This is a genomic window from Pseudorhodobacter aquimaris (assembly GCF_001202025.1).
Classification (GTDB): Bacteria; Pseudomonadota; Alphaproteobacteria; order Rhodobacterales; family Rhodobacteraceae; genus Pseudorhodobacter; species Pseudorhodobacter aquimaris.
The window spans coordinates 136,352-160,550 of sequence record NZ_LGHS01000072.1; the positions used below are offsets into that span (position 1 = coordinate 136,352).

22 protein-coding genes are annotated in these 24,199 nt (G+C 58.3%); 11 read left to right on the forward strand and 11 right to left on the reverse strand.

What is annotated here, in order from left to right:
- The first annotated feature begins 135 nt into the window (after positions 1-135).
- The 4 genes from AKU94_RS16220 to grxD all read left to right on the forward strand — a co-directional run bounded on the left by AKU94_RS16220 (position 136) and on the right by grxD (position 4,281).
- Positions 136-1,047 (forward strand): LysR family transcriptional regulator, encoded by a 912-nt coding sequence (locus AKU94_RS16220; protein WP_050528299.1) that lies wholly within the window; start codon positions 136-138, stop codon positions 1,045-1,047.
- A gap of 341 nt (positions 1,048-1,388) precedes the next feature.
- Positions 1,389-3,551 (forward strand): phosphoribosylformylglycinamidine synthase subunit PurL, encoded by a 2,163-nt coding sequence (purL, locus tag AKU94_RS16225; protein ID WP_050528300.1) that lies wholly within the window; start codon positions 1,389-1,391, stop codon positions 3,549-3,551.
- A gap of 88 nt (positions 3,552-3,639) precedes the next feature.
- On the forward strand, positions 3,640-3,882 hold the full coding sequence (locus tag AKU94_RS16230) for a BolA family protein (protein ID WP_050528301.1): 243 nt from the start codon (positions 3,640-3,642) through the stop codon (positions 3,880-3,882).
- A gap of 36 nt (positions 3,883-3,918) precedes the next feature.
- Positions 3,919-4,281 carry a Grx4 family monothiol glutaredoxin gene (grxD, locus tag AKU94_RS16235; RefSeq protein ID WP_050528302.1) on the forward strand — a complete coding sequence of 121 codons (363 nt, stop codon included), beginning with the start codon at positions 3,919-3,921 and terminating at the stop codon, positions 4,279-4,281.
- An 83-nt stretch (positions 4,282-4,364) separates the two neighbouring features.
- Here grxD and AKU94_RS16240 read toward each other — a convergent pair whose 3' ends face one another.
- Both AKU94_RS16240 and AKU94_RS16245 read right to left on the reverse strand, forming a co-directional pair.
- Positions 4,365-4,739 (reverse strand): cell division protein ZapA, encoded by a 375-nt coding sequence (locus tag AKU94_RS16240; protein ID WP_050528303.1) that lies wholly within the window; start codon positions 4,737-4,739, stop codon positions 4,365-4,367.
- Positions 4,732-5,244, reverse strand: a complete 513-nt coding sequence (locus tag AKU94_RS16245) for a hypothetical protein (protein WP_050528304.1) — start codon at positions 5,242-5,244, stop codon at positions 4,732-4,734. The genes AKU94_RS16240 and AKU94_RS16245 overlap by 8 nt, the downstream gene beginning before the upstream one ends.
- A gap of 351 nt (positions 5,245-5,595) precedes the next feature.
- On the opposite strand from AKU94_RS16245, the gene tkt reads away from it, so the two are divergent.
- On the forward strand, positions 5,596-7,617 hold the full coding sequence (gene tkt, locus AKU94_RS16250) for a transketolase (RefSeq protein WP_050528305.1): 2,022 nt from the start codon (positions 5,596-5,598) through the stop codon (positions 7,615-7,617).
- A 63-nt stretch (positions 7,618-7,680) separates the two neighbouring features.
- On the opposite strand, the gene AKU94_RS16255 is transcribed toward tkt, so the two are convergent.
- The 6 genes from AKU94_RS16255 to AKU94_RS16280 all read right to left on the reverse strand — a co-directional run bounded on the left by AKU94_RS16255 (position 7,681) and on the right by AKU94_RS16280 (position 14,298).
- Positions 7,681-8,661, reverse strand: a complete 981-nt coding sequence (locus tag AKU94_RS16255; protein WP_050528306.1) for an ABC transporter substrate-binding protein — start codon at positions 8,659-8,661, stop codon at positions 7,681-7,683.
- A 24-nt stretch (positions 8,662-8,685) separates the two neighbouring features.
- Complete coding sequence (locus AKU94_RS16260; RefSeq protein ID WP_083445104.1) at positions 8,686-9,540, reverse strand: ABC transporter permease; 855 nt, start codon at positions 9,538-9,540, stop codon at positions 8,686-8,688.
- A 215-nt stretch (positions 9,541-9,755) separates the two neighbouring features.
- Positions 9,756-10,649, reverse strand: coding sequence for an ABC transporter permease (locus AKU94_RS16265; RefSeq protein WP_050528307.1), 894 nt, complete (start codon positions 10,647-10,649; stop codon positions 9,756-9,758).
- Between the two features lie 51 nt (positions 10,650-10,700).
- Positions 10,701-11,495 (reverse strand): ABC transporter ATP-binding protein, encoded by a 795-nt coding sequence (locus tag AKU94_RS16270; RefSeq protein ID WP_050528308.1) that lies wholly within the window; start codon positions 11,493-11,495, stop codon positions 10,701-10,703.
- A gap of 40 nt (positions 11,496-11,535) precedes the next feature.
- Positions 11,536-12,987 (reverse strand): dihydropyrimidinase, encoded by a 1,452-nt coding sequence (gene hydA, locus AKU94_RS16275; RefSeq protein WP_050528309.1) that lies wholly within the window; start codon positions 12,985-12,987, stop codon positions 11,536-11,538.
- 60 nt (positions 12,988-13,047) lie between these two features.
- Positions 13,048-14,298 (reverse strand): Zn-dependent hydrolase, encoded by a 1,251-nt coding sequence (locus AKU94_RS16280; RefSeq protein WP_050528310.1) that lies wholly within the window; start codon positions 14,296-14,298, stop codon positions 13,048-13,050.
- Between the two features lie 411 nt (positions 14,299-14,709).
- Here AKU94_RS16280 and AKU94_RS16285 point away from each other — a divergent pair, with 411 nt between their 5' ends.
- On the forward strand, positions 14,710-15,324 hold the full coding sequence (locus tag AKU94_RS16285) for a TetR family transcriptional regulator C-terminal domain-containing protein (RefSeq protein WP_050528311.1): 615 nt from the start codon (positions 14,710-14,712) through the stop codon (positions 15,322-15,324).
- Between the two features lie 86 nt (positions 15,325-15,410).
- Positions 15,411-15,719 (forward strand): hypothetical protein, encoded by a 309-nt coding sequence (locus tag AKU94_RS16290; protein WP_050528312.1) that lies wholly within the window; start codon positions 15,411-15,413, stop codon positions 15,717-15,719.
- Positions 15,720-15,759: 40 nt separating this feature from the next.
- On the opposite strand, the gene preA is transcribed toward AKU94_RS16290, so the two are convergent.
- Positions 15,760-17,061: an NAD-dependent dihydropyrimidine dehydrogenase subunit PreA gene (preA, locus tag AKU94_RS16295; protein WP_050528313.1), complete on the reverse strand. Its 1,302-nt coding sequence runs from the start codon at positions 17,059-17,061 to the stop codon at positions 15,760-15,762.
- A gap of 20 nt (positions 17,062-17,081) precedes the next feature.
- Entirely contained in the window at positions 17,082-18,404 is a 1,323-nt protein-coding gene (locus tag AKU94_RS16300) for an NAD(P)-dependent oxidoreductase (protein WP_157056578.1), read from the reverse strand.
- Between the two features lie 223 nt (positions 18,405-18,627).
- Between AKU94_RS16300 and accB the strand changes: the two genes are divergently transcribed.
- From accB to AKU94_RS16320, 4 genes are all read left to right on the forward strand, one after another.
- Complete coding sequence (gene accB, locus AKU94_RS16305) at positions 18,628-19,107, forward strand: acetyl-CoA carboxylase biotin carboxyl carrier protein (RefSeq protein ID WP_050528315.1); 480 nt, start codon at positions 18,628-18,630, stop codon at positions 19,105-19,107.
- A 10-nt stretch (positions 19,108-19,117) separates the two neighbouring features.
- Positions 19,118-20,470 carry an acetyl-CoA carboxylase biotin carboxylase subunit gene (accC, locus tag AKU94_RS16310; RefSeq protein WP_050528316.1) on the forward strand — a complete coding sequence of 451 codons (1,353 nt, stop codon included), beginning with the start codon at positions 19,118-19,120 and terminating at the stop codon, positions 20,468-20,470.
- Between the two features lie 15 nt (positions 20,471-20,485).
- The gene (gene aat / locus AKU94_RS16315) at positions 20,486-21,151 is read left to right on the forward strand and encodes a leucyl/phenylalanyl-tRNA--protein transferase (protein WP_050528317.1); all 666 of its coding nucleotides are present in this window, start codon (positions 20,486-20,488) and stop codon (positions 21,149-21,151) included.
- Positions 21,152-21,245: 94 nt separating this feature from the next.
- A complete protein-coding gene (locus AKU94_RS16320; RefSeq protein ID WP_050528318.1) occupies positions 21,246-21,851 on the forward strand; it encodes a 5-formyltetrahydrofolate cyclo-ligase in 606 nt (201 codons plus the stop codon).
- Positions 21,852-22,133: 282 nt separating this feature from the next.
- On the opposite strand, the gene rpoD is transcribed toward AKU94_RS16320, so the two are convergent.
- On the reverse strand, positions 22,134-24,131 hold the full coding sequence (rpoD, locus tag AKU94_RS16325; RefSeq protein ID WP_050528319.1) for an RNA polymerase sigma factor RpoD: 1,998 nt from the start codon (positions 24,129-24,131) through the stop codon (positions 22,134-22,136).
- Between the last annotated feature and the right edge of the window lie 68 nt (positions 24,132-24,199).

Sequence of the window (24,199 nt, forward strand, 5' to 3'; positions counted from 1 at the left end):
ATACACCCAATATAGGTCAAAAACTATGACCTACCAAGCAGAAAGTATTTGCCACATTAAACCTTTATTCACCAATGACGGTCGATAGTTCACGCAGGTCGTGGTATTCTGCGCAAAATAAGGAAGAGTACCAAGATGGATTGGGACAAGCTAAGAATATTTCATGCGGTTGCCGATGCCGGCAGCCTGACCCATGCTGGTGACGTACTCCACCTGTCACAATCTGCTGTCTCGCGGCAAGTGAGATCTCTTGAAGAAAGCTTGGATGTCACCCTCTTTCACCGCCACGCGCGCGGGTTGATCTTGACCGAGCAAGGCGAGCTGTTGTTCGACGCAACCAAATCCATGGTCAAACGCCTCGAATCAACTGCCGCGCGCATTCGCGACAGTGAGGATGAAATATTCGGGGAATTGCGCGTCACAACGGCAACCGGCTTTGGCACGCTCTGGCTCGCCCCGCGCCTGCCCAAACTCTATGCAAAATACCCCGGTCTGAAAATCCACCTTATGCTTGAAGAGCGCGTGCTGGACCTGCCGATGCGTGAGGCCGATGTGGCCATCCGCATGAAGGAACCCAATCAGGCCGATCTGATCCGGCGACGGTTGATGAATATCCGGATGCGGCTTTATGCGACGCCGGAATATCTTGCGCAATCCGGACCCATAGACGTGATCGAGGATTTCTCGCAACATCGCCTGATCTGCCAGAATACCGCTGCGGCGCAGGTCGCTGCGGGTGCCTCGCTGACACAGAAAATTCTGGCCTATGACATCCCGTCTCTGTTGACAGTGAATAACTATTTCGGGGTATTGCAAGGGGTTTTGTCACATCTGGGTATTGGCGTTCTGCCCGATTACCTGACCGAGGACTTTCCTAACCTCGTTCGCGTTCTACCAGAGGTCGAATCAGGCGAAGTACCGGTATTTCTTGCCTATCCAGAAGAGCTGCGGACCTCCAAGCGCGTCGCTGTATTCCGGGACTTTGTAACCGAAGAGATTTTTGCCTACCGCAAACAGCAGCGCGAATTGGAACTTGTAAAGAGTTGATCCGCAATTTGCGGATATTTGCGCCGCGCCAGCCATGCAATAAACACATAGCGGCCATTCGCCACACAGGTAGCCACCCCCCTTGCACGACGACGGATGCGGGCCTATCTGATCATCATGGAAGCGGCAATGATTAGCTCTTGCTACTTTCATACCTCCCTGTTGGACTTGGCCGAGCGTAAGCTCGGCCCTTTTTTTGTCTGCCGCCGCTCGGCAAGCGAGGAAATCGGCTCTTCCTTTGGCAAATAGCGCTTATCACGCGCCCCCCGCGCCCTTTGCACTTCCCCTTGACCGCAGTTTGCCATATGGACGCGGCAACAATGAGCCGATGGGGAATTGCCATGACCGAACCCGCAATCACGCCAGAACTAATCGCCGCTCACGGCCTCAAGCCTGATGAGTATGACCGCTTGCTGGAAATCATCGGACGAGAGCCGAGCTTTACCGAACTTGGCATCTTTTCGGCCATGTGGAATGAGCATTGCTCCTATAAGTCGTCCAAGAAATGGCTGCGCACCCTGCCGACCACCGGACCTCAGGTGATTTGCGGCCCCGGTGAGAATGCGGGCGTTGTCGATATCGGCGATGGTCAGGCTGTGATTTTCAAGATGGAAAGCCACAACCACCCCTCCTATATCGAACCGCATGAAGGGGCCGCGACCGGCGTCGGCGGCATCCTGCGCGATGTCTTTACCATGGGCGCCCGCCCGATCGCCGCGATGAATGCGCTCAGCTTTGGCCTGCCCTCGCACCCCAAAACCCCGCATCTGGTCAAGGGCGTGGTCGAAGGCGTTGGCAGCTATGGCAACGCTTTTGGCGTGCCTACCATTGGCGGTGAGGTCCGTTTCCACAGCAGCTATAACGGCAACTGCCTTGTGAACGCCTTTGCCGCTGGTCTGGCCGATGCTGATAAGATCTTTTACTCGGTCGCATCGGGCGTGGGCATGCCTGTCGTCTATCTGGGGGCCAAAACCGGGCGTGACGGTGTTGGCGGGGCCACGATGGCCTCGGCCGAATTCGACGACACAATTGAAGAAAAACGCCCCACGGTTCAAGTCGGCGACCCCTTTACCGAAAAACGTCTGCTTGAGGCCTGTCTGGAGCTGATGGCGACCGGTGCCGTGATCTCTATTCAGGACATGGGTGCCGCTGGCCTGACATGTTCTGCCGTGGAGATGGGCGATAAGGGAAAGCTGGGCATCAAGTTGCAACTTAGCGATGTGCCGCAGCGCGAAGCCAATATGACCGCCTACGAGATGATGCTCTCGGAATCGCAAGAACGCATGCTGATGGTCCTCAACCCCGAACTGGAGGCTGAGGCGCGGGAGGTCTTTGTGAAATGGGATCTCGATTTCGCCATTGTCGGCGAAACCATTCCAGAAGATCGCTTCCTGATCCTGCATGGCAATGATGTTGTGGCGGATCTGCCGCTTTCAAAACTGGCCTCCTCGGCGCCGGAATATGACCGTCCGTGGGTGGAAACACCCGCTGCCAAGCCATTGGGCGACATCCCTAAAATCGATCCAATGGACGGTCTGCGTGCCCTGATCGGCAGCCCGAACTATGCGCATAAAGCATGGGTCTATGAGCAGTATGACAGCATGGTCATGGCCGATACCGTGCGCGCGCCGGGCCTTGGCGCCGGTGTGGTACGGGTGCATGGCACGCCAAAACTGCTGGCTTTCACCAGCGATGTGACCCCGCGCTATGTCATGGCCAACCCTTTTGAGGGCGGCAAACAAGCCGTGGCCGAGGCTTACCGCAACCTTTGTGCCGTGGGGGCCACCCCCTTGGCGACAACGGATAACCTTAATTTCGGCAACCCCGAAAAGCCCGAGATTATGGGCCAGCTTGTCGGCGCGATCAAAGGTATCGGCGCGGCGGTTGCTGCATTGGATATGCCGATCGTGTCGGGCAACGTCTCGCTTTACAATGAGACTGACGGCACGGGTATTCTGCCCACGCCGACCATCGGTGCGGTGGGAATTTTGGCCAGTGCCGACGATATGATCGCAGGCCTGCCGCAAAACGGCGATATGGCATTGGTGATCGGGGAAACCCGCGGCCATATGGGGCAATCCGCCCTTCTGGCCGAGGCCTTTGGCATCGAGGGCGGCGACGCCCCGCCAGTGGACCTTGCGGCAGAGCGTAAACACGGTGAATTCCTGCGTGAAAACAAAAACTTGCTGCATGCTGCGACCGATCTGAGCGACGGCGGCCTTGCCCTTTCCGCCTTTGAGATGGCCGAATCCGCCAAGATCGGTCTCTGGCTGGAAAGCGAATCCGTGACCACACTCTTTGCCGAAGATCAGGCGCGTTATCTGGTTGCCTGCGATGTGGCCGATGCCGCCGCACTGATTGCTGCGGGCGAAAAGGCCGGGGTGCCGGTGAAACAAGTCGGGCAATTTGGCGGGGAGAATGTCGGTTTTGGGTCTATTGCCACAAGCCTGAATGCGCTTTCGACCCTATACCGGACTGCCTTTGAGCGCGCGATTGGCGGGTAATTCTGGGGCCGGGTGCGCGCGGGTGGTGATCCACCTTGAAGCATTGCGCGCCCCCGCCTAGATTGAACGTGAAGACAGGAGAATTCATATGCCAATGCAAGCGCAGGATATCGAAAATTTGATCCGGGAAAGCTTTCCGGATGCGCAGATCACCATCACCGACCTTGCCGGTGACGGGAACCACTGGGCCGCGGAGGTGATCGACGCCAGCTTTAAGGGCAAGAACCGGGTGCAACAACAGCGCGCGGTCTATGCAAGCCTCAAGGGCAAGATGGATGGTGCGAATGGTGAACTACATGCATTGGCCCTTACCACCAAAGCGCCGGATTGATACATCTTTTCCGCCGCAAGAACAGGAAATCAGACTATGACAAACGCAAAAGAAACAATCCAAGGCCTGATCGACGCGAATAATGTCGTATTATTCATGAAGGGCACCAAAGAGGCGCCACAATGCGGCTTTTCCTCTCGTGTGGCCGGTGTTTTGAACTTTATGGGCGTCGAGTTTTCAGATGTGAACGTGCTGGAAGATGCTGATATTCGTCAAGGCATCAAGGATTTCTCGGATTGGCCGACCATTCCCCAGCTTTACGTCAAAGGTGAGTTTGTCGGCGGATGTGACATCATCACCGAGATGACACTGAACGGTGAGCTGGACCAGATGCTGGAAACCCAAGGCGTGCCCTTCAACAAAGAAGCTGCCGAAAAAATACGCGAAGCCAACGCCTAAGAAACGCCCCTATAACGCATAACGGCAGGCGATATGCCTGCCGTTACGCTTAAATAGAGTCACCACCACGTGTAGAGCCCACGTCAGGCTTTGGTCTTTTCCTCAACCTTATCGGCCAGCGCCTCTGCACGTGCAGCAATTTCGGCCATGGTTTCAGGGATTTGCGGCGGGATAACGGGGATTTCGATCTGTTGCGGTTCCGGCGTCGGCTTATTTTCCAGCTCTTCGACACGGGCTTTTAGCACCCGGTTTTGATCTTCGACCGATGCGGTTCGATCGGCGAGCATCAGCCCCGCCATCAACAGCATACGCCCCTCGGGCAGGCGGCCCATCTGCGACACCAAGGGATCGGCCTCACTGTTGAGCATGGACGCGGCGGTTTGCAAGAAATGTTCCTCGCCCTCTTGGCAGGCTACCATAAAGTTGCGGCCCCCGATTGTAATCTCCAGTTCAGCCATTGGCGCGGGCCTCCTCAATCAGCGGTTTCAACTCGGCCAGAATCTCATCCATTTCGGCGGTTTCGGTTTGGCGTGTGGCGCGCAGGGATTCCAGCTCTGCCTGCATCGCTTTGTTGATCAGCTGGGGATCGACCATATTTTCGACCGCCGCCTCATGCAAAACCCGCAGATGTTCACGCAGTTGCACGGTTGATTTGCGCATGCGTTGCAGCTCCAGCCCCTGGATATCAAGCTGTTGCGTCATCTTGGCGACTTTGGGATCTACTGCGGGCTGGGGCGGAGCTTTGCTTGCCAATTCCAGCTTTTTGGTCAGTTCGGCCACCGTCGCCTGCTCTGCCGCAAGTGCAGCCTTCAAGCGGCTGATTTCCGCCTCAAACGCGGTCACGTCAACGCTTGGGGCCTGCTCCGTCGGCGCATCGGCCAGATTATCCAGCCCCGCACCGATCCGGGCAAGTGCCGCTGTGATCCGGCGTTCAAGCTCGGCTATGTTGCTGTGGTCACTCATTCAAATGCCCCTTTGCCTTTTTGGTCTTTTGGCACACTGAACCGGCGCCTTGAATTCTGTTCTGTCGTAATACCGGATTATTCTGCTCTGTGTCACGTCTGTCTTGCACCGTCCGAATCGCCTGCGCCAATCCTTTTGTCGATCTTATCCCAAAGATACAGTTAAATGCGCCCCCCTTTAGGATCAAGCGGTTGCTGGACGTGCTTGATCTTGCCGTCAAGGCTGTTATTCACCTACAGAACACTTGAACAAGGGGCTAATCGGCCCGCCCACCCGACAACCGCACCGCCTGTCCGGCAAACGCACATGACGTGCCACCCCGGATCGCCTCATCGACGAAGGATCAGAGCTTTGGATATTGCCACACTGCGCGCACAGCACCCCGACCATTGGAACAAGGCCTGTGCCATTCGTACGCTCACACTGGATGCGGTTGCTGCTGCCAACTCCGGCCACTCGGGCATGCCGATGGGGATGGCGGATGTGGCCACGGTGCTTTTTGAAAAACACCTGAAGTTTGATCCGCTGGCACCACATTGGCCCGACCGGGACCGTTTTATCCTGTCGGCGGGGCATGGCTCCATGCTGCTCTATTCGCTGCTGCATCTGACAGGCTATGCCGATATGACGCTGGATCAGATCAAGAACTTCCGCCAATGGGGCGCGATCACGGCCGGTCACCCCGAATACGGCCATGCAACAGGAATTGAGACCACAACCGGCCCGCTGGGTCAGGGCATTTCCAATGCCGTCGGTTTTGCCATGGCCGAGGAACATCTGCGCGCGCGCTGGGGTGCCAAGGTCATCGACCACTTCACCTATGTCATCGCGGGTGACGGTTGTTTGATGGAAGGCGTCAGCCAAGAGGCGATCGGCCTTGCCGGCAAGCATGAGCTGTCGCGCCTGATCGTAATGTGGGACAACAACGACATCACCATCGACGGCAAGGTATCCCTGTCCGACATCACCGACCAAAAGGCCCGCTTTGCCGCAAGCGGTTGGGATGTCTTCGAATGTGACGGCCATGATCCGGTGGATATCGACCGCGCCATCACCGCCGCCAAGAAAACCCCGCGTCCGGCAATGATCGCCTGCAAAACCCATATCGCATTGGGCTCTTCGGCGCAGGACACTTCCAAGGGTCACGGCGCGCTCACCTCGCCCGAGCTGATCGCAGAAACCCGCAAGGTTTATGGCTGGCCCCACGGTCCCTTTGAAATCCCTGCCGATATCAAACAGGCATGGGAGGCAATCGGCGCCCGCGGTCTGGATACCCGCAAGGCATGGGAGGGCCGTTTTGACACGCTCTCCGACACCCGCAAGGCCGAATTCACCCGCAGCTTCAAACGTGAGGCGCCGAATAAGCTGGCAGCCATCGTGCGCGCGTTGAAAAAGCAGGCGGTGGAAACCATGCCGAAGCTCGCCACCCGCGCCGCGTCTGAAAAGGCGTTGGAGGTTATCAATCCGGTGATGAAGGAAACCATAGGCGGCTCGGCCGATCTGACCGGGTCCAATAACACCAAGACCGGCGATCTGGGTATGTTCTCGCCTGAAAACCGGGCCGGACGCTATGTCTATTACGGCATCCGCGAACATGGCATGGCGGCGGCGATGAACGGCATGGCGCTGCATGGCGGTGTGCGGCCCTATTCGGGCACCTTCATGTGCTTTACCGATTACGCGCGCCCTGCGATGCGGCTTTCGGCGCTGATGGGGGTTCCTGTGGTCTATGTGATGACCCACGACTCCATCGGTCTGGGTGAGGATGGCCCGACCCACCAGCCCGTTGAACATCTGGCGATCAGCCGCGCCACCCCCAATACGCTTGTTCTGCGCCCTGCCGATCAGGTGGAAACCGCCGAGGCCTGGGAAGTGGCGCTGTCGCAAACCAAGACCCCTTCGGTCATGGCCTTGTCGCGTCAGGGGCTGCCCGCGGTGCGCAGCAAACACGTCAACCAGAACCTCGTCGCCAAAGGCGCCTATGTGCTGCAAGAGGCCGAGGCCAAGCGTCAGGTGATCCTGATCGCGACCGGCTCTGAGGTCGAGATCGCGGTTAAGGCCCGCGCGCTGTTGGAGGCCGAGGGCATTGGTGCCCGCGTGGTGTCCATGCCTTGTATGGAGCTGTTTGCCGAGCAAGACGACGCCTATCGCCGCAAGATCCTGCCCCCCGGCCCCGTGCGGGTCGCAATCGAGGCCGGCGTTCGCACCGGCTGGGACAAATGGCTGTTGGGTCAGGGTGGCCGCGAACAAAAAGCCGCCTTCGTCGGGATGGACAGCTTTGGCGCCTCGGCCCCGGCAGAGCGTCTTTATGAAGAGTTCGGCATCACCGCTGAAAATGCAGCGGCACAGGCCAAATCCCTCTTGGGCCTGTAACACCAAATAAAAACGGCCAAGCCCTGACGATCGGGGCTTGGCCGCACATCAGGCAACTAGGGCTTATGGAAAGGCCTTATCCGTAATTGCCAAAGTATAGGCACCCTCCGGTTCCTTAGAAATTACCGGATCGGAACCACCGCCCAACAAGGTCGCCACCGTGCGCTCATAATCCGCCAGATCCAGCGCACCATTGCTGCCCGCCGTCAGCTTGGCCACTTCTGCCATCATCCGCTTTTGGTGGCTTTCGGTCTGCGCGCCGGTCTCGTCATTGTCCAAGACCATCATAGCAGCCTCATCGGTGTTCTCTTCGGCCCATTTCCAGCCCTTCATCGAGGCACGCACAAAGCGGACCATCTTATCCTCAAAGGCTGGGTCCTTCAGGTTTTCTTCCAGCACATAAAGCCCGTCTTCAAGCGTAGAGACCCCTTCATCCTCATATTTGAAGGTAATCAGATCCTCTTCGCCGATGCCTGCATCAATGACCTGCCAATATTCATTATAGGTCATGGTCGAAATGCAGGCCGCCTGCTTTTGCAGCAATGGGTCCACGTTGAACCCCTGCTTGAGGACCTCAACCCCGTCAGGCCCGCCCTCGGTCGGGATGCCAAGCGTGCTCATCCAGCTCAGGAAAGGGTATTCATTACCAAAGAACCAAACGCCAAGTGTCTTGCCCTTGAAATCATCCGGACTGGTCACACCGTTTTCCTTCAGACAGGTCAGCATCATCCCCGAGGCTTTGTAGGGCTGCGCGATATTGACCACCGGCGCGCCCTGTTCGCGCGCGGCCAGCGCCGATGGCATCCAGTCGACCATCACATCTGCACCGCCGCCCATCAAAACCTGCACCGGCGCCACATCCGGCCCGCCCGCCTTGATGGTGACATTCAGCCCTTCATCGTCGTAAAACCCGTTCTCAAGGGCGGCATAATACCCGCCAAACTGCGCCTGCGTGACCCATTTGAGCTGTAGCGTGACATCATCGGCTGCCTGCGCAGTTCCGGCCATCAAGATCACCGCAACAGAAGTAAGTAGCTTGTTCATTTCCAGTCTCCCCTATGGGGCCGTTCAGCGGCCCCTCTGTGAAGGGTGCCAGAATGTCACCCCTTTTTCGATCATCGCAACGACGGCGTAAAAGGCCGATCCAGCCAGTGCCGCCACTGCAATCTCTGACCAGACCATATCAAGCCCTAACCGGCCAACCTCGGTGCTAATGCGAAAGCCCATACCTTGCGTCGGGCTGCCAAAGAATTCGGCCACGATTGCGCCGATCATCGCCAGGGTCGTCGCGATCTTTAGCCCGTTGAAAACAAAGGGCATCGCCGCAGGCAGCCGCAGCTTGAAAAGCCCTTGCCAATAGCTTGCCGAATAGGTGGCCATCAGGTCGCGCTGCATCTTGTCGCTGGCCTGCAAGCCTTCGACCGTGTTCACGAGCACTGGGAAAAACACCATGACGACAACCACCGCCGCCTTGGAGTGCCAGTCAAAACCGAACCACATCACCAAGATCGGCGCGATGCCCACGATTGGCAGGGCCGCAACGAAATTGGCCACCGGCAGCAACCCGCGCTGCAAAAACGGGGAGCGGTCCACCGCCACTGCGGCCAGCACGGCGGCACTGCACCCCATGGCATAACCGCTGAGCGCGCCCTTGACGAAGGTTTGCACGAAATCGCCCCACAGCACGTCAAGGCTGCTGGCAAACCGTGCGGCAATCGCGCTTGGCGCCGGTACGAATACGGGCGAAACTTCAAGCCCCAGCACCGCAATCTCCCAGAGCCACAGCACCGCTGCCCCGAATACCAAAGGCGCCAAAAGCCGCAATGCACGGGTCGCCAGCGGATGTCGGACCCGTAGCTCAACCAATAGCGACACTGCGATCCATGCCAAGATCCATACCAGAATCACCGAAAGCCAAGTCAGCGCAGTAAAACCCTGCGCGTCCAACACCCCAACCCCAAGCCAAGCTGCAATCAACAGATAGGCAAAGGCCATCACCGGCCGCCCTGCCAGCACCGCAAAGAGCATCACCCCAAGCAACGCGACCGCCCCCAAGGTATCATGCCCCAGCGCCGCAAATCCGGCACCGATCAAGGCCGTGATCGCCGCAACTCCGCGCAGATAAACCGCTTTGCCCTTCATCGCCCGAACCCCATCCGTTTAAGGGTTCCGCGCTGTAGTGCACCGATCAAAATCACCGAGGCCGCTGCAAGACTTGCCGCCACAAACAGGGTGGCCCAAATCTGGATGGTCTGCCCGTAGTAAGATCCGGCCAGCAAGCGCGTGCCCAAGCCCGCCCCGCCCAAAGGCATCTCGGCCACGATCGTTCCCACCAATGAGGCCGCAACCCCCACCTTCAGGCTGGCAAACAGATAGGGCATAGAGGCCGGAAACCGCAGCTTCCAAAGCCCCTGCGCGGGCGTTGCATTATAGGTGCGCAGCAGGTCCAGCTGCATCGCATCGGGCGCGCGCTGCCCCTTGACCATGCCAACCACAACGGGAAAAAAGCTCAGATAAGCCGCGATAAGCGCCTTGGGCAGCAGCCCCGAAACGCCCACCGCATTCAGGACCACCACAATCATCGGCGCGATGGCGACAATCGGGATGGTCTGGCTGGCGATTGCCCAAGGCATCACCGAGGCATCCATCGCCTTGTTGTACACAATGCCCACGGCCAGCAAGATCCCGAAGCCCGAGCCAATCGCAAAGCCCAAAAGCGTTGCAGAAAATGTCACCCACGCATGCAGCAACAACCCGCGGTTCGACAGGCTGCCCGACCGCACCAACCCCTTGCGTCCGTGAACCTCCTCTCCCCAAGTCAGTTTCCATAGTTCTGCGGCGACCTGATGCGGGACCGGCAGCACGGGCCGCTCTTGGGCCATGGTACGCGGCACAATCTCGGCCCAGCCGATCGTGCTATCGGCCCGCGCGGCCTGATCGCGTTCCCATTGCGCATTGAGCAAAACGGCCGCCCCATACCAGATCGCAAGGATACACCCCAAAACCACTAGAACCGGGCCAATCGTTTTCATCCCCGGCCTCCGGTTTTCTGCGCCGTGCAAAGGGTGGGGCAAAGGGTGGGATTAGACATCATCAGAATGCCCCGCTCTCAACCCTTCGCGCACACGGTGCGCCACCTCGATGAACGCCGCGCTGTCGCGTATATCCAAGGGGCGGATGCGCGGTAGCGGGCTTTCGATCACATCGGCAATTCGGCCCGGTCGGGGACTCATCACCACGATTTTAGTGCTTAGATAGACCGCCTCGGGGATGGAATGGGTGACAAAGGCGATGGTCTTTTCGGTCCGCGCCCAAAGTTTGAGCAGCTCTTCATTCAGGTGGTCGCGCACAATTTCATCAAGCGCGCCAAAGGGTTCATCCATCAGCAGGATTTCCGCATCAAAGGCCAAGGCGCGCGCGATGCTGGCCCGCTGCTGCATCCCGCCCGACAACTGCCAAGGGAATTTCTTGCCAAAGCCCTTCAGGTCCACCAGTTCCAGAACGCGCTCCACCCGCTGGTCCTGATCGGCGCGCGAAAACCCCATGATCTCAAGCGGAAGGCGGATGTTGCCGCCGATTGTGCGCCAAGGGTAAAGCCCCGCCGCCTGAAACACATAGCCATATGCGCGGGCGCGGCGCGCCTCATCCGCGCTCATCCCGTTCACGCTCAGCTCGCCGCCCGTGGGGGTCTCCAAGCCCGCGATACAGCGCAGGAAAGTGGTCTTGCCACAGCCTGACGGGCCGATGAAGCTGACGAAATCCCCTTTTTCAATCGTAAGGTTCACCCCCGTCAACGCATGGACCGGCCCGTCAGAGGTCTGGAACGTCAGCTCCACATCGTTGGCCGTGATCACCGCCGGGGTCGCTTTCTCCGTCATAGTGCTTCCTTGTGCTGGACCCCGGATTGGCGCATCGCAATCAAACCCCGCTGGCCGGTATGCCGGACCGTTCGACGGGGCGTGGTGCGGTCAACTCTTTCCACTGGCTTAGCGCGCGGTTCACCGCCCCATTGGGCGTGCGGGCGACAAATTCACCGTGGCCCTCCTTGCTGCGCATCTCGCCGTCATGCACCGCGACATGGCCTCGGCTGAGCGTAAAGCGCGGCAGGCCTTTGACGGCTTTACCCTCAAACACGTTGTAATCAATGGCCGATTGCTGCGCGCCTGCGGTGATGACCTTTTCCTTTTGCGGGTCCCAGACCACCAGATCGGCATCCGACCCCACGGCCACGGCCCCTTTTCGCGGATACATCCCAAAGATTTTCGCCGCATTGGTCGAGGTGGCCGCCACAAATTCATTCATCGTGATCCGGCCCGTGTTCACGCCGTAGGTCCAAAGCATCGGCATCCGGTCCTCCAGCCCGCCGGTGCCATTGGGGATCTTGGTGAAATCACCCACACCAAAGCGTTTTTGTTCCGTGCTAAAGGCACAGTGATCGGTGGCCACAACCGAGAGCGAGCCTGCCGACAATCCCGCCCAGAGGCTGTCTTGATGCATTTTATTGCGGAACGGCGGCGACATCACACGGCGGGCGGCATGGTCCCAATCGGGGTTGAAATACTCGCTCTCGTCCAAGGTCAGATGCTGGATAAGCGGCTCCCCCCAGACGCGTTTGCCCTGCTGGCGCGCACGGCGGATCGCCTCATGGCTTTCTTCACAAGAGGTATGCACCACATAAAGCGGCGCGCCCGCCATATCGGCGATCATGATGGCACGGTTTGTGGCCTCGCCCTCAACCTGCGTCGGACGGGAATAGGCGTGCGCCTCGGGGCCGGTGTTGCCCTCAGCCAAAAGGCGCGCGGACATTTCGGCCACTACATCCCCGTTTTCGGCATGAACCATCGCAATCGCGCCCAGATCATGCACCCGCTGAAAGCTGGAATAAAGCTCATCATCATTGACCATCAACGCGCCCTTATAGGCGAGGAAATGCTTGAAGCTGGTGATGCCCTTGTCGACAACCTTGGCCATGTCATCAAAGACCTTCTCGCCCCACCAGGTGATCGCCATATGATAGGAGTAATCGCAATGCGCGCGGCCCGATTTATTGTGCCACATATCCAGCGCATCCAAGAGCCCCTGACCCGGCGCAGGCAGCGCAAAGTCGATGACCATCGTGGTGCCACCCGCAAGCGCCGCGCGGGTACCGGATTCGAAATCGTCGGTGGAGTAGGTGCCCATGAAGGGCATCTCCAGATGGGTATGCGGGTCAATCCCGCCGGGCATGATGTAACACCCCGTAGCGTCCAGCACCTCATCGCCCGCAAGCGATGGCCCGATGGCGGCGATCTTGCCGCCTTCGATCAAGACATCCGCCGTATAGGTCAGATCATGGGTTACAACCGTGCCGCCTTTGATCACCGTACTCATCCGTCAGTCTCCCCTATCCGCGTAAAACCTGTCTGGCCGAATGGCCGATGGTGACGGCCCTCAGGCCACCACGCCTGCCACCTCCAGCACTGTATGGAACATCACATCGGTGCCCGCTGCCGCCCATTCGGGGCTGATTTCCTCGGCCTCGTTATGGCTAAGGCCGTCCACGCAAGGACACATGATCATCACGGTCGGCGCCACGCGGTTGATCCAGCAAGCATCATGGCCCGCGCCCGAAATCAGATCCATATGGCTGTAGCCAAGCCGCTCTGCCGCAGCGCGCACCACTTTCACAAGGTCCGCGTCAAAGGTGACGGGGTCGAAATGGCCGACGTCCTCTATCGAGACACCAAGCCCCAGTTCGGCGGCAACCGCATGGGCGGCGCGCGTCACCTCGGCCTTCATCGCGTCCAGCTTGTCCTGATCGGGACTGCGGATATCGACGGTAAAGACCGCCTTGCCGGGGATCACATTGCGGCTGTTGGGATAAACATTGACCTGTCCCACAGCGCCTACAGCACCGGGTTGATGGCTCATGGCGATGCGGTGGACGGCCTCGGTGATCCGCGCCATGCCCAGACCCGCATTGACCCGCATGTTCATCGGCGTAGAGCCGGTATGCGCATCCTTGCCCGTCAGCGTAATCTCCAACCACCAAAGGCCCTGCCCGTGGGTCACAACGCCGACATCACGGCCCTCGGCCTCCAGAATAGGGCCTTGCTCGATATGCAGCTCGATCATCGCGTGCATCTTGCGCGCCCCGACCTTTTCATCGCCGACCCAGCCGATCCGCGCCAGCTCATCCCCAAAGCGCAGCCCCTCGCCGTCCTGGCGGTCGTAAGCGTATCCCTGACTGTGCATCCCGGCAAAAACACCGCTTGCCAACATCGCAGGCGCAAAACGCGCGCCTTCCTCGTTCGTCCAATTGGTCACGACGATCGGATGTTTGGTCTTGATGCCTGCATCATTCATAGAGCGGACAACCTCCAGCGCGCCCAAGACCCCGAGCACCCCGTCATATTTCCCGCCTGTCGGCTGGGTATCAAGGTGGCTGCCCATATAGACCGGCAAAGCGTCTGCATCCGTACCCTCACGCGTGGCAAACATATTGCCCATGGTATCGACACCCATGCTCATACCCGCAGCCTCACACCAGCTTTGGAACAAGGCGCGGCCCTTGGCATCCTCATCGGTCAGGGTCTGGCGGTTGTTACCACCCGCAACACCGGGGCCGATCTGCGCCATTTCCATCAGGCTATCCCACAAGCGTTCGCCATTGATCCGTAGATTTTCACCCGGTGCTGCCATTTTCCAACCTTCCCTAAATGCAGGCCCTTATTCGGGGCTCTTGCGCAGATATGCTTGGGCCACAGCGCAGCACAAGCTGACCAACCGGTCAAGAAAATTCGCCGCAGTTTTGCGACAAGATCCCACGCGCCCGCAATTGCATCAGTTCTAGCCTTGGCTGCTAAAAAACCGGCACGCCCCGCACCAGGACCTGCTTGTGTCATGCCGCTGCCCACAGCTAATTCTACGCCGCAAACCGGTTCGCACTGGCTGGGCACAAGACGCGGCAATCTCATAACTTTTGTTTTTACCTATTTAAATCAGGTACCTAATTATAGCTTTTCATGTCAGCTAAGCGTTTGACCGAATTGCCAAGCCGGTCTAGACTTTGTCATCCGTCGGCTTGGACCCGACCCAGAAGCAGGATGGCAAATGAACCGGCCACGCACCCGAATTCAGCAAAAGAATTCCGAAACCATTCTGGATGCGGCGCTGGATGTATTTTCGGCAAAGGGATTTCGCGGGGCAACATTGGACCAGATTGCAGAGGTGGCGGGGCTGTCCAAGCCGAACCTTCTCTATTATTTCCCGTCCAAGGAGGCGATGCATTCCGCGCTTTTGGGAAATCTCCTCGACACCTGGCTGGACCCGTTGCGCGCGATGGATCCGGACGGCGATCCGATGGAAGAGATCATGGGCTATGTTCGCAGCAAGCTGGAGATCAGCCGCGACTACCCCCGTGAAAGCCGACTGTTCGCCAATGAGATTTTGCAAGGTGCGCCCCATATGCGGGCGGCAATTGAAACCGACCTCAAGGCCTTGGTCGCCGAGAAAACAAAGGTGCTGCAAACCTGGATGGATGCAGGCAAAATTGCCCCGATGCCCCCTGTCCACCTGATCTTCTCAATCTGGGCGCTGACCCAGCATTATGCGGATTTTGATACCCAGGTGCGCGCGGTCCTGGGCCCCGACCACGACCCGTTCACCGAGGCGGACGGGTTTTTGCAGCTTTTGTTCCGGCGGCTACTGCAAGTGGCAGATCAATAAACTCGTAACTATTTTCTTTTAGCAACTGTTGCGCGCTGTGATACTGTAAATAAAGGCGGGGGCCTGATTGGTATCGGAATGCAAAGATGGACTTCCAAATTCCCGGGCGTACGACAACGCCAGCAGCACCCATTGTCGAAGTACAAAAACCTGTCGAATCCAAAGCAGAGGCGACACTGCTCCCCGCACCGTTGAGTGTGGAAGAGGCACGCGCTGCTGCCGAGACGGCCAATGAGCCGCGTGAAAGGTCCGCGATCATTCGCGCACTTTTGTCCAACCCGCCGGCCTCACCTGCCGAACTCAGTCTGGCGACACAAATAGCGGCCAAGGTCAATGCCGCGTCCTCTGGTTACGCCTCGGCGATCGCCTCATTGGACGGCAGCGAAAAGCAGTAGGTCTGGCCAAGGCCAGACCTACCTTGCGGCCATAGAGCACCTATTCCGCGGCCGTTGCGCCGGGGTTGTTGGGGTGTGTGGTCCAGTTTGCATAGTCGCCAACCCTTTCGCCAGTGCGGGTGTCCATCTCTCCTCTCGGCAGTTCGATCATTGTGATGCAATCCTCAACCGGACAGACATTAACACACAGATTGCAGGCGACGCATTCATCATCCATCACTTCAAACACGCGATCTTCACTCATGGAGATCGCCTGATGGCTTGTGTCCTCACAGGCGGCAAAGCAACGACCGCATTTGATGCAAGCCTCCTGATCAATCCGTGCCTTGGTCACATAGTTCAGGTTCAAGAATTGCCAATCGGTGACATTCGGCACCGCCTTGCCCACCAGATCGGCGGTCGATGTCATCTCTTTCTCATCCAGATATTGTGACAAGCCCGAGATCATTTCCTCGACCACCTTGAACCCGTAGGTCATCGCCGCGGTGCAAACCTGCACATTCCCGGCCCCCAAGGCCATAAACTCCGCCGCATCGCGCCATGTCGTCACCCCCCCGATGCCCGATATCGGCAGGCCGTGGGTTTCCGGATTACGCGCAATTTCCGCAACCATATTCAGCGCAATCGGCTTGACCGCGGGACCGCAATAGCCGCCATGCGACCCCTTCCCGTCGATCATCGGCTCGGGGCTGAAGCTGTCGAGGTTGACCGAGGTGATCGAGTTGACGGTATTGATCAGGCTCACCGCATCGGCGCCACCGCGTTTTGCCGCCTCGGCCGGTTTGCGCACATCGGAAATATTGGGGGTCAGTTTCACGATGCAGGGCATGCGGCTGTGCGTTTTGACCCAGCGCGTCACCATCTCGATATATTCCGGCACCTGCCCCACAGCAGAGCCCATCCCCCGTTCCGCCATCCCGTGCGGACAGCCGAAGTTAAGCTCTACTCCGTCAGCCTCGGTATCCTCGATCCGCTTAAGGATATCGATCCAGGAATCCTCGTCGCAGGGCACCATAAGCGAGATGATCAGCGCGCGGTCCTTATAGTCACGCTTGACCGATTTGATCTCGCGCAGGTTGACCTCTAACGGGCGGTCGGTAATGAGTTCGATGTTATTGAGCCCCAGCAAGCGCCGGTCCGCCCCCCAGACCGCGCCATATCGCGGGCCGTTCACATTCACCACCGGCGGCCCTTCAGAGCCAAGCGTCTTCCAGACCACCCCGCCCCAGCCCGCCTCATAGGCGCGGCGGACGTTATATTCCTTATCCGTCGGGGGGGCAGAGGCCAGCCAGAACGGATTGGGCGATTTGATACCGATAAAATTCGTTGCAAGATTTGCCATAAGTTTATCCTCCGGAGGTGCTAGACCTTCGCCCCCATGATTGCTGCGTGAATCGCCTCGGCCGCGTCGCGCCCTTGGGCAACGGCGGTTACGGTCAGATCCTCACCCGTTTCGGTACAATCTCCGCCAGCCCACAGATTATCCGCAAGCCGCTCGGGCAGTTTTTTATCCGCCGCCATACCCGCAGGGGCCAAAAGGGTTTGCCCGATGGCTTTGAAAACCTGATCCGCCGCAAGGGTGAAATGTTCCGCCAATGTCACAAGTCCCTCCGGCCCGTCCTGGGTATAGGCAAACTCCACCTCGCTTACGCGGCCCTCACCACGGATCGCCACGGGCGCGGCGTTATAGATAATCCGGACGCCGGTCTGTGTGGCGTGTTCTTGCTCGTGCAGGCTCGCGCTCATTCTGTCCTTGCCGCGGCGGTAAACGATGGTGACCGTCTCTGCCCCCAACAGCCGCGACTGCACCGCCGCATCCACCGCCGTCATGCCGCCGCCGATCACGACAACATGGCGCCCGATGCCAAGTTTCGCCTTATCGGGTTGTTGGCGCAGCTCTGCGATGAAATCAACCGCATCACGCACGCCCTCCAAAGTTTCGCCCTCAACGCGCAAATCATTTACACCGCCAAGGCCGATGCCCAGAAACACGGCGTCATAATCCTTGCGCAAGGCGTCCAAAGTGACATCGCGTCCCAGCTCCACGCCGGTTTTCACCGTAATGCCGCCGATTTTCAGCAGCCAGTCCACCTCATGCGCTGCGAAATCATCGGGGGCTTTATAGCTGGCGATCCCGTATTCATTGAGACCGCCTGCTTTGGGGCGGCGCTCCAGAATGGTGACCTCATGCCCGTGCATCGCCAAACGGTGCGCACAGGCAAGCCCCGCAGGCCCGGCCCCCACGACAGCCACACGATTGCCCGAAGGCGCCGCACGGGTAAACGGATGCACCCCCGCCGCCATCACCCTATCGGTGGCAAAGCGCTGCAATCGGCCGATTTCCACCGGCTTGCCCTCTGCGACCTCACGCACACAAACCTCTTCGCAGAGCTGTTCCGTGGGACAAACCCGCGCGCACATACCGCCAAGGATATTCTGGTCCCATATGGTTTGTGCCGCGGCCTCCGCTGTGCCGGTGGCGATCTGGCGAATGAACAAAGGAATATCGATTGAGGTCGGACAGGCCGTGATACATGGCGCGTCATGGCAAAAATAACATCTGTCCGCGGCAACAAGCGCTTCATGCCTGTCCAGTAGAGGTTCCAAGTCACCGAAATTTTTTATGTAGCTTTCGGCGGGCAGACGGCCCGGTACAATACCGGGCGTTAGCTGGCTGTTCGACACCGTGTAAACCCTCCCCTTTTTCATATGATTGAAAAAAGGCTGCCACAGGCTTGAAATTTTATCAAATGGTAAATTTAGGCATCACAAATGCCGCCCGATCACGCCGTCAGCGCAACTCGTGCTTTTCTCCTCCGGCTCGCTAGCGTATAACGACCCCACATCAGCGGGATTTTGATGCTGCAATATGCGCAACAATACCCCGAAAACGCTACCAGAGGACGGTATGAGCAAACATTCCACGGACGCAGACGTCGCCTTCATTCAGGCATTGGCCGAAATCCTTAATACCAATGAGCTTACCGAAATCTCGGTCAAGCGCGACTATGCCGAAGACGACAGCCTTGATGTGCGCGTGGTCAAACAGGCCAATGTGGTGCAGGTTGCAGCCGCCGCCCCCGTCGCGGCACCATCCGCCCCTGCTGCCCCGGCCGGCGTGCCTGCCGTGGCCATTGACGATCCCGCACAACACCCGGGCGCGCTGACATCGCCAATGGTTGGTACGGCTTATCTTGCTGCTGAACCGGGGGCGACACCCTTTGCAACCGTTGGCGCACAGGTAAGCGAAGGGCAGACCGTGTTGATCATCGAAGCGATGAAAACCATGAACCACATCCCCGCCCCGCGCGCGGGCACCATCAAGCGGATCCTCGTCGAAGACGGGAGTGCTGTTGAATTCGGCGCACCCCTGATGATCATCGAATAAGGGGCAAGCCATGTTTGACAAGATCCTGATCGCCAATCGGGGCGAAATTGCCCTACGCGTCATTCGCGCCTGCCGCGAGATGGGGATCGCCTCGGTCGCTGTGCATTCCACTGCCGATAGTGATGCGATGCATGTCCGCATGGCCGATGAGAGCATTTGCATTGGCCCGGCATCCTCGACCGCCAGCTACCTTAATAAGGCCGCGATCATTTCGGCCTGTGAGATTACCGGCGCGCAAGCGGTCCATCCCGGCTATGGCTTTTTGTCGGAGAGCGAGGCATTTGCCCAAGCCCTGCAAGACCATGACATCACCTTTATCGGCCCCTCGGCGGAACATATCCGCGTGATGGGCGACAAGATCATGGCCAAGGAAACCGCCAAGGCGCTTGGCATTCCGGTCGTGCCGGGATCCGAGGGCGGCGTGGCCAGTTTCGAGGATGCGATCGGTGTGGCCGAGGGCATCGGATTTCCGGTCATCATCAAGGCCACAGCAGGCGGCGGCGGCCGCGGCATGAAGGTTGCCAAAAACGCCGAAGAGCTTGAAGTCGCCTTTCGCACCGCGCGCAGCGAGGCCAAGAACGCCTTTGGCAATGACGAAGTCTATATCGAGAAATACCTGCAAAAACCGCGTCATATCGAGATCCAGGTCTTTGGCGATGGCAAGGGCAACGCGGTGCATCTGGGGGAGCGTGACTGTTCACTGCAACGCCGCCACCAAAAGGTTTTCGAAGAGGCCCCCGGCCCCTGCATCACTGATGAGTTGCGCGCCCATATTGGCACAATCTGTGCCGAAGCGGTCGCCAAGATCAACTATATCGGCGCAGGCACGGTGGAGTTTCTCTATGAGGACGGCGAGTTCTTCTTTATCGAGATGAACACAAGGCTTCAGGTTGAACACCCCGTTACCGAAGCGATATTTGGCGTCGATCTGGTGCGCGAACAGATCCGTGTTGCGGCCGGTCTGGGCATGTCCTTTACCCAAGACGATCTTGTGCTGAACGGTCACGCGATCGAGGTTCGGATCAACGCTGAAAAACTGCCGAATTTCTCTCCCTGCCCCGGTACGGTGCGGACCTTCCATGCGCCGGGCGGTCTTGGGGTGCGGATGGATAGCGCGCTTTATGGCGGCTATTCGATCCCGCCCTATTACGATTCGCTTATCGGCAAGCTGATCGTGCATGGGCGTGACCGGCCAGAGGCATTGGCCCGTTTGCGCCGCGCCTTGGGCGAGTTGATCATCGACGGTATCGACACCACCGTGCCGTTGTTTTACGCCCTGCTGGCCGAACCGGACGTCCAGAACGGTGAATACAATATTCACTGGTTGGAAAAATGGCTGGATGCACAGCTTGGCACACATTGACCTATCGGGGGGCCATTGCGCCCCCCGCTTGCTATGTCTGACGCAATAACCCCACAGCTTTTACTCTCGGCCTATGCGGCGGGGGTGTTTCCGATGGCGGAAAGCAGCACCTCCGATGTGCTGCATTGGGTTGATCCGCAACGTCGCGGCATTTTTGATCTGGACAGTTTCCACATCTCCCGCAGCCTGTCACGGCGGATTGCGCGCGGCGGCTATAGCATTCGTACCAATTATGACTTTGAAGGCGTGGTTGCCGCCTGTGCCGACCGAGAGGAAACCTGGATCAACGCCGAAATTTTCGCCCTTTACAAGGTGCTGCATCAGGCAGGTTTTGCTCATAGTCTTGAGGTGTGGGAAATGGGCGGGCTGGTCGGCGGGGTCTATGGCGTTGCCATCGGGGGCGCATTTTTCGGCGAAAGCATGTTTTCGCGCCGAACAGATGCCTCCAAGCTTGCATTGGCATGGCTGGTTCATCGTCTGCGTGCCGGCGGCTTCACGCTCTTTGACACCCAGTTCATCACCCCGCATCTTGCATCGCTCGGTGCGATAGAAATCTCACGCCACGCCTATCATCAAAGGCTGAAGCACGCCCTGTCCCTGAACGCGACATTTGATCCCACAGGCTATGCGCCGACAGCTCAATCCGTCAAACAGCGCCCATCCGCAACAGCCAAAGCGTGACCGTTCAGGTGCTCTTTTCTGTCAACAGTCGTTTTCATCGACCGGTTTTCCAGAAACGCGTGCTACGATTCTTTCGTTATGAAAGGAGACCCCCATGGAACCTGCGCCCTATGCGTCCTCTCCGTGCCAGATGCCCGAAGACGCCGAGACCCGTCGCGATGTGATGCGCTGGCGTGTTGCTGAGCGTGCCCGCCTGATTGCCCTGCGCCAATCTATGCCGGTTGCAGACCGCCAACACGCAGGGACCGCGATCAGGGACGCCTTGACGCAGGAATCTGCGCAAACCATCGGCATCTATTGGCCGTTCAAGGGAGAGCCCGACCTGCGCGATTGGGCAAAGGCACGGCAGAATGAAGGCGCGCACATTGCCCTGCCGGTCGTGGTGAAAAAAGCCGCCCCGCTGGTTTTCCGCGAGTGGACATCCGATGCAGCACTGATTCGCGGCGTCTGGAACATCCCGATTCCCCCCGCAGACGCGCCCATCATTATCCCGGACATCATTATTTCTCCGGTCGTTGGGGTGGATCAGATGCAGTTCCGCCTAGGCTATGGCGGCGGGTTTTATGACCGGACATTGGCTGCGTTCCGTGCGGCGGGCCACAGTATTCGGGTGATCGGGATCGGCTTTGCTGCCCAGTCCATCCCAACAATTTTCCCGCTGCCACATGATATTGCAATGGACCACGTGATTCTGGCCTGACGTTTTTATCTCACAGCATCAAAGCCGTAGCGGCCGGAAAGGGATGGTCTATTGGAGGGGTTTACAAAAATGAGCCGCATGATTGACCCGTCTTCTCGGAACCCATGGTTCGTCATCTGGCGAATTTTTTGAACCGCTGCCATAGATGAAGACGTGTCAGAGATGTCCGTAAAAGTGTTGGGGCGATGTGGCCCGTTCGATGTGGCTGTATTCGAAGCGGGTAGCCAAAAGGACAGCCTGACATCTGTCAAAAGAAAAGGGCGGCCAAAGCCGCCCTGTCATTTACTGATCCAGGAATGAACGCAATTTACGCGACCTGCTTGGGTGCTTGAGCTTGCGCAGGGCCTTTGCCTCAATCTGGCGAATACGTTCACGGGTTACCGAGAACTGCTGCCCGACCTCTTCCAAGGTGTGGTCCGTGTTCATACCAATGCCAAAGCGCATCCGCAAAACACGCTCCTCGCGCGGGGTAAGCGATGCCAGAACCCGCGTTGTGGTTTCCTTCAGGTTTTCCTGAATGGCGGAATCCAATGGCAACACCGCGTTCTTGTCCTCGATGAAATCACCAAGCTGGCTGTCTTCCTCATCCCCGATCGGAGTTTCAAGCGAGATTGGCTCTTTGGCGATTTTCATCACCTTGCGGACCTTCTCAAGCGGCATCTGCAGCTTTTCGGCCAATTCTTCGGGCGTTGGTTCGCGGCCGATTTCGTGGAGCATCTGCCGCCCCGTCCGCACCAGCTTGTTGATCGTCTCGATCATATGGACCGGAATACGGATCGTGCGCGCCTGATCCGCGATAGAGCGGGTGATCGCCTGACGGATCCACCAAGTCGCATAGGTGCTGAACTTGTAGCCGCGGCGGTATTCAAACTTATCCACGGCCTTCATCAGGCCGATGTTGCCTTCCTGAATAAGATCAAGGAATTGCAGGCCACGGTTGGTGTATTTCTTGGCAATGGAAATCACCAAGCGCAGGTTCGCCTCGACCATTTCCTTCTTGGCCTGACGCGCTTCTTTTTCACCCTTTTGCACCTGATTGACGATGCGGCGGAACTCAGAAATATCAACGCCGACATAGGACCCGACCTGCGCCATTTCTTCGCGCAGCTCATCCACTTTGGGGCGGGATTTCTCCATCAGGGCCTGCCAGCCACGACCATCCTTGGCGGCCATCCGGTCGCACCATGTCGGGTCCAGCTCATATCCTTGGTATTCTTCGATGAACTCACGGCGGTTGATCCGGGCCTGATCGGCCAGCTTCACCATGCCGGAGTTGATGGACATAATCCGGCGGTTGATACCATATAGCTGGTCAATCAGCGCTTCGATACGGTTGTTATGCAGGTGCAGCTCATTGACCAACAAAACGATTTCCGAACGCAGCTTTTGATAGGCGTCCTCTTCCTTATTGGTGAATCGGTCGGAATGGTTCATCGTCGCGGACATCCGCAAGTCTTGCATCTCGGAAAGCTCGGCATAGTCATGCGCGATGACTTCCAGGGTTTCCAGAACCCGGGGCTTGAGGGCAGCTTCCATCGCCGCGAGCGACATATTCGCGCCCTCATCCTCATCGTCATCGTCGTCATTATTGGACAGTGGATTACCATCGGCATCCAGTTCCGGACCCGTATTGGACTGCGGCTTGGGCGCAGCGGCCGCAGCCTCATCGCCACTGGGCATACCGTTGACCAGGCCCTCTTCACCTTCGCCATCCATACCGCGATCAAAGGTGGATTCGAGGTCAATCACATCGCGCAACAAAATATCTTCGGACAAAAGCTCGTCACGCCAAATGGTAATCGCCTGAAACGTCAACGGGCTTTCGCAAAGCCCGGCGATCATAGTATTGCGGCCAGCCTCGATCCGCTTGGCAATCGCAATCTCACCCTCACGAGAGAGCAATTCAACGCTGCCCATTTCACGCAAGTACATGCGCACCGGATCATCCGTGCGGTCCAGCGTTTCCGTGGCACCGCTCGATAGGGCTACATCCCGCGTACCCGCCCCTGCAACCACCAGTTCCCCGGCAGAGGCGCTGTCTTCCATCTCTTCTTCTTCGGTGACCTGAATCCCCATTTCCGACAGCATGGACATCACGTCTTCGATCTGGTCGGACGACACCTGCTCGGGCGGAAGAACCGCATTCAACTGGTCATAGGTGATGTAGCCACGCTCACGCGCATCCGCGATCATTTTCTTGATGGCAGCTTGGCTCATATCCAGCGAGGAATCGGCCTCAGCGTTGTTTTGCTTGCTGTCGTCGGTGTCTTTGGCTGCCATGGATGCTCCTTTGGCCGAATAGATTGGTGTGCAAAACCGAATCACTCGGTCGAATATTCGAATCATTA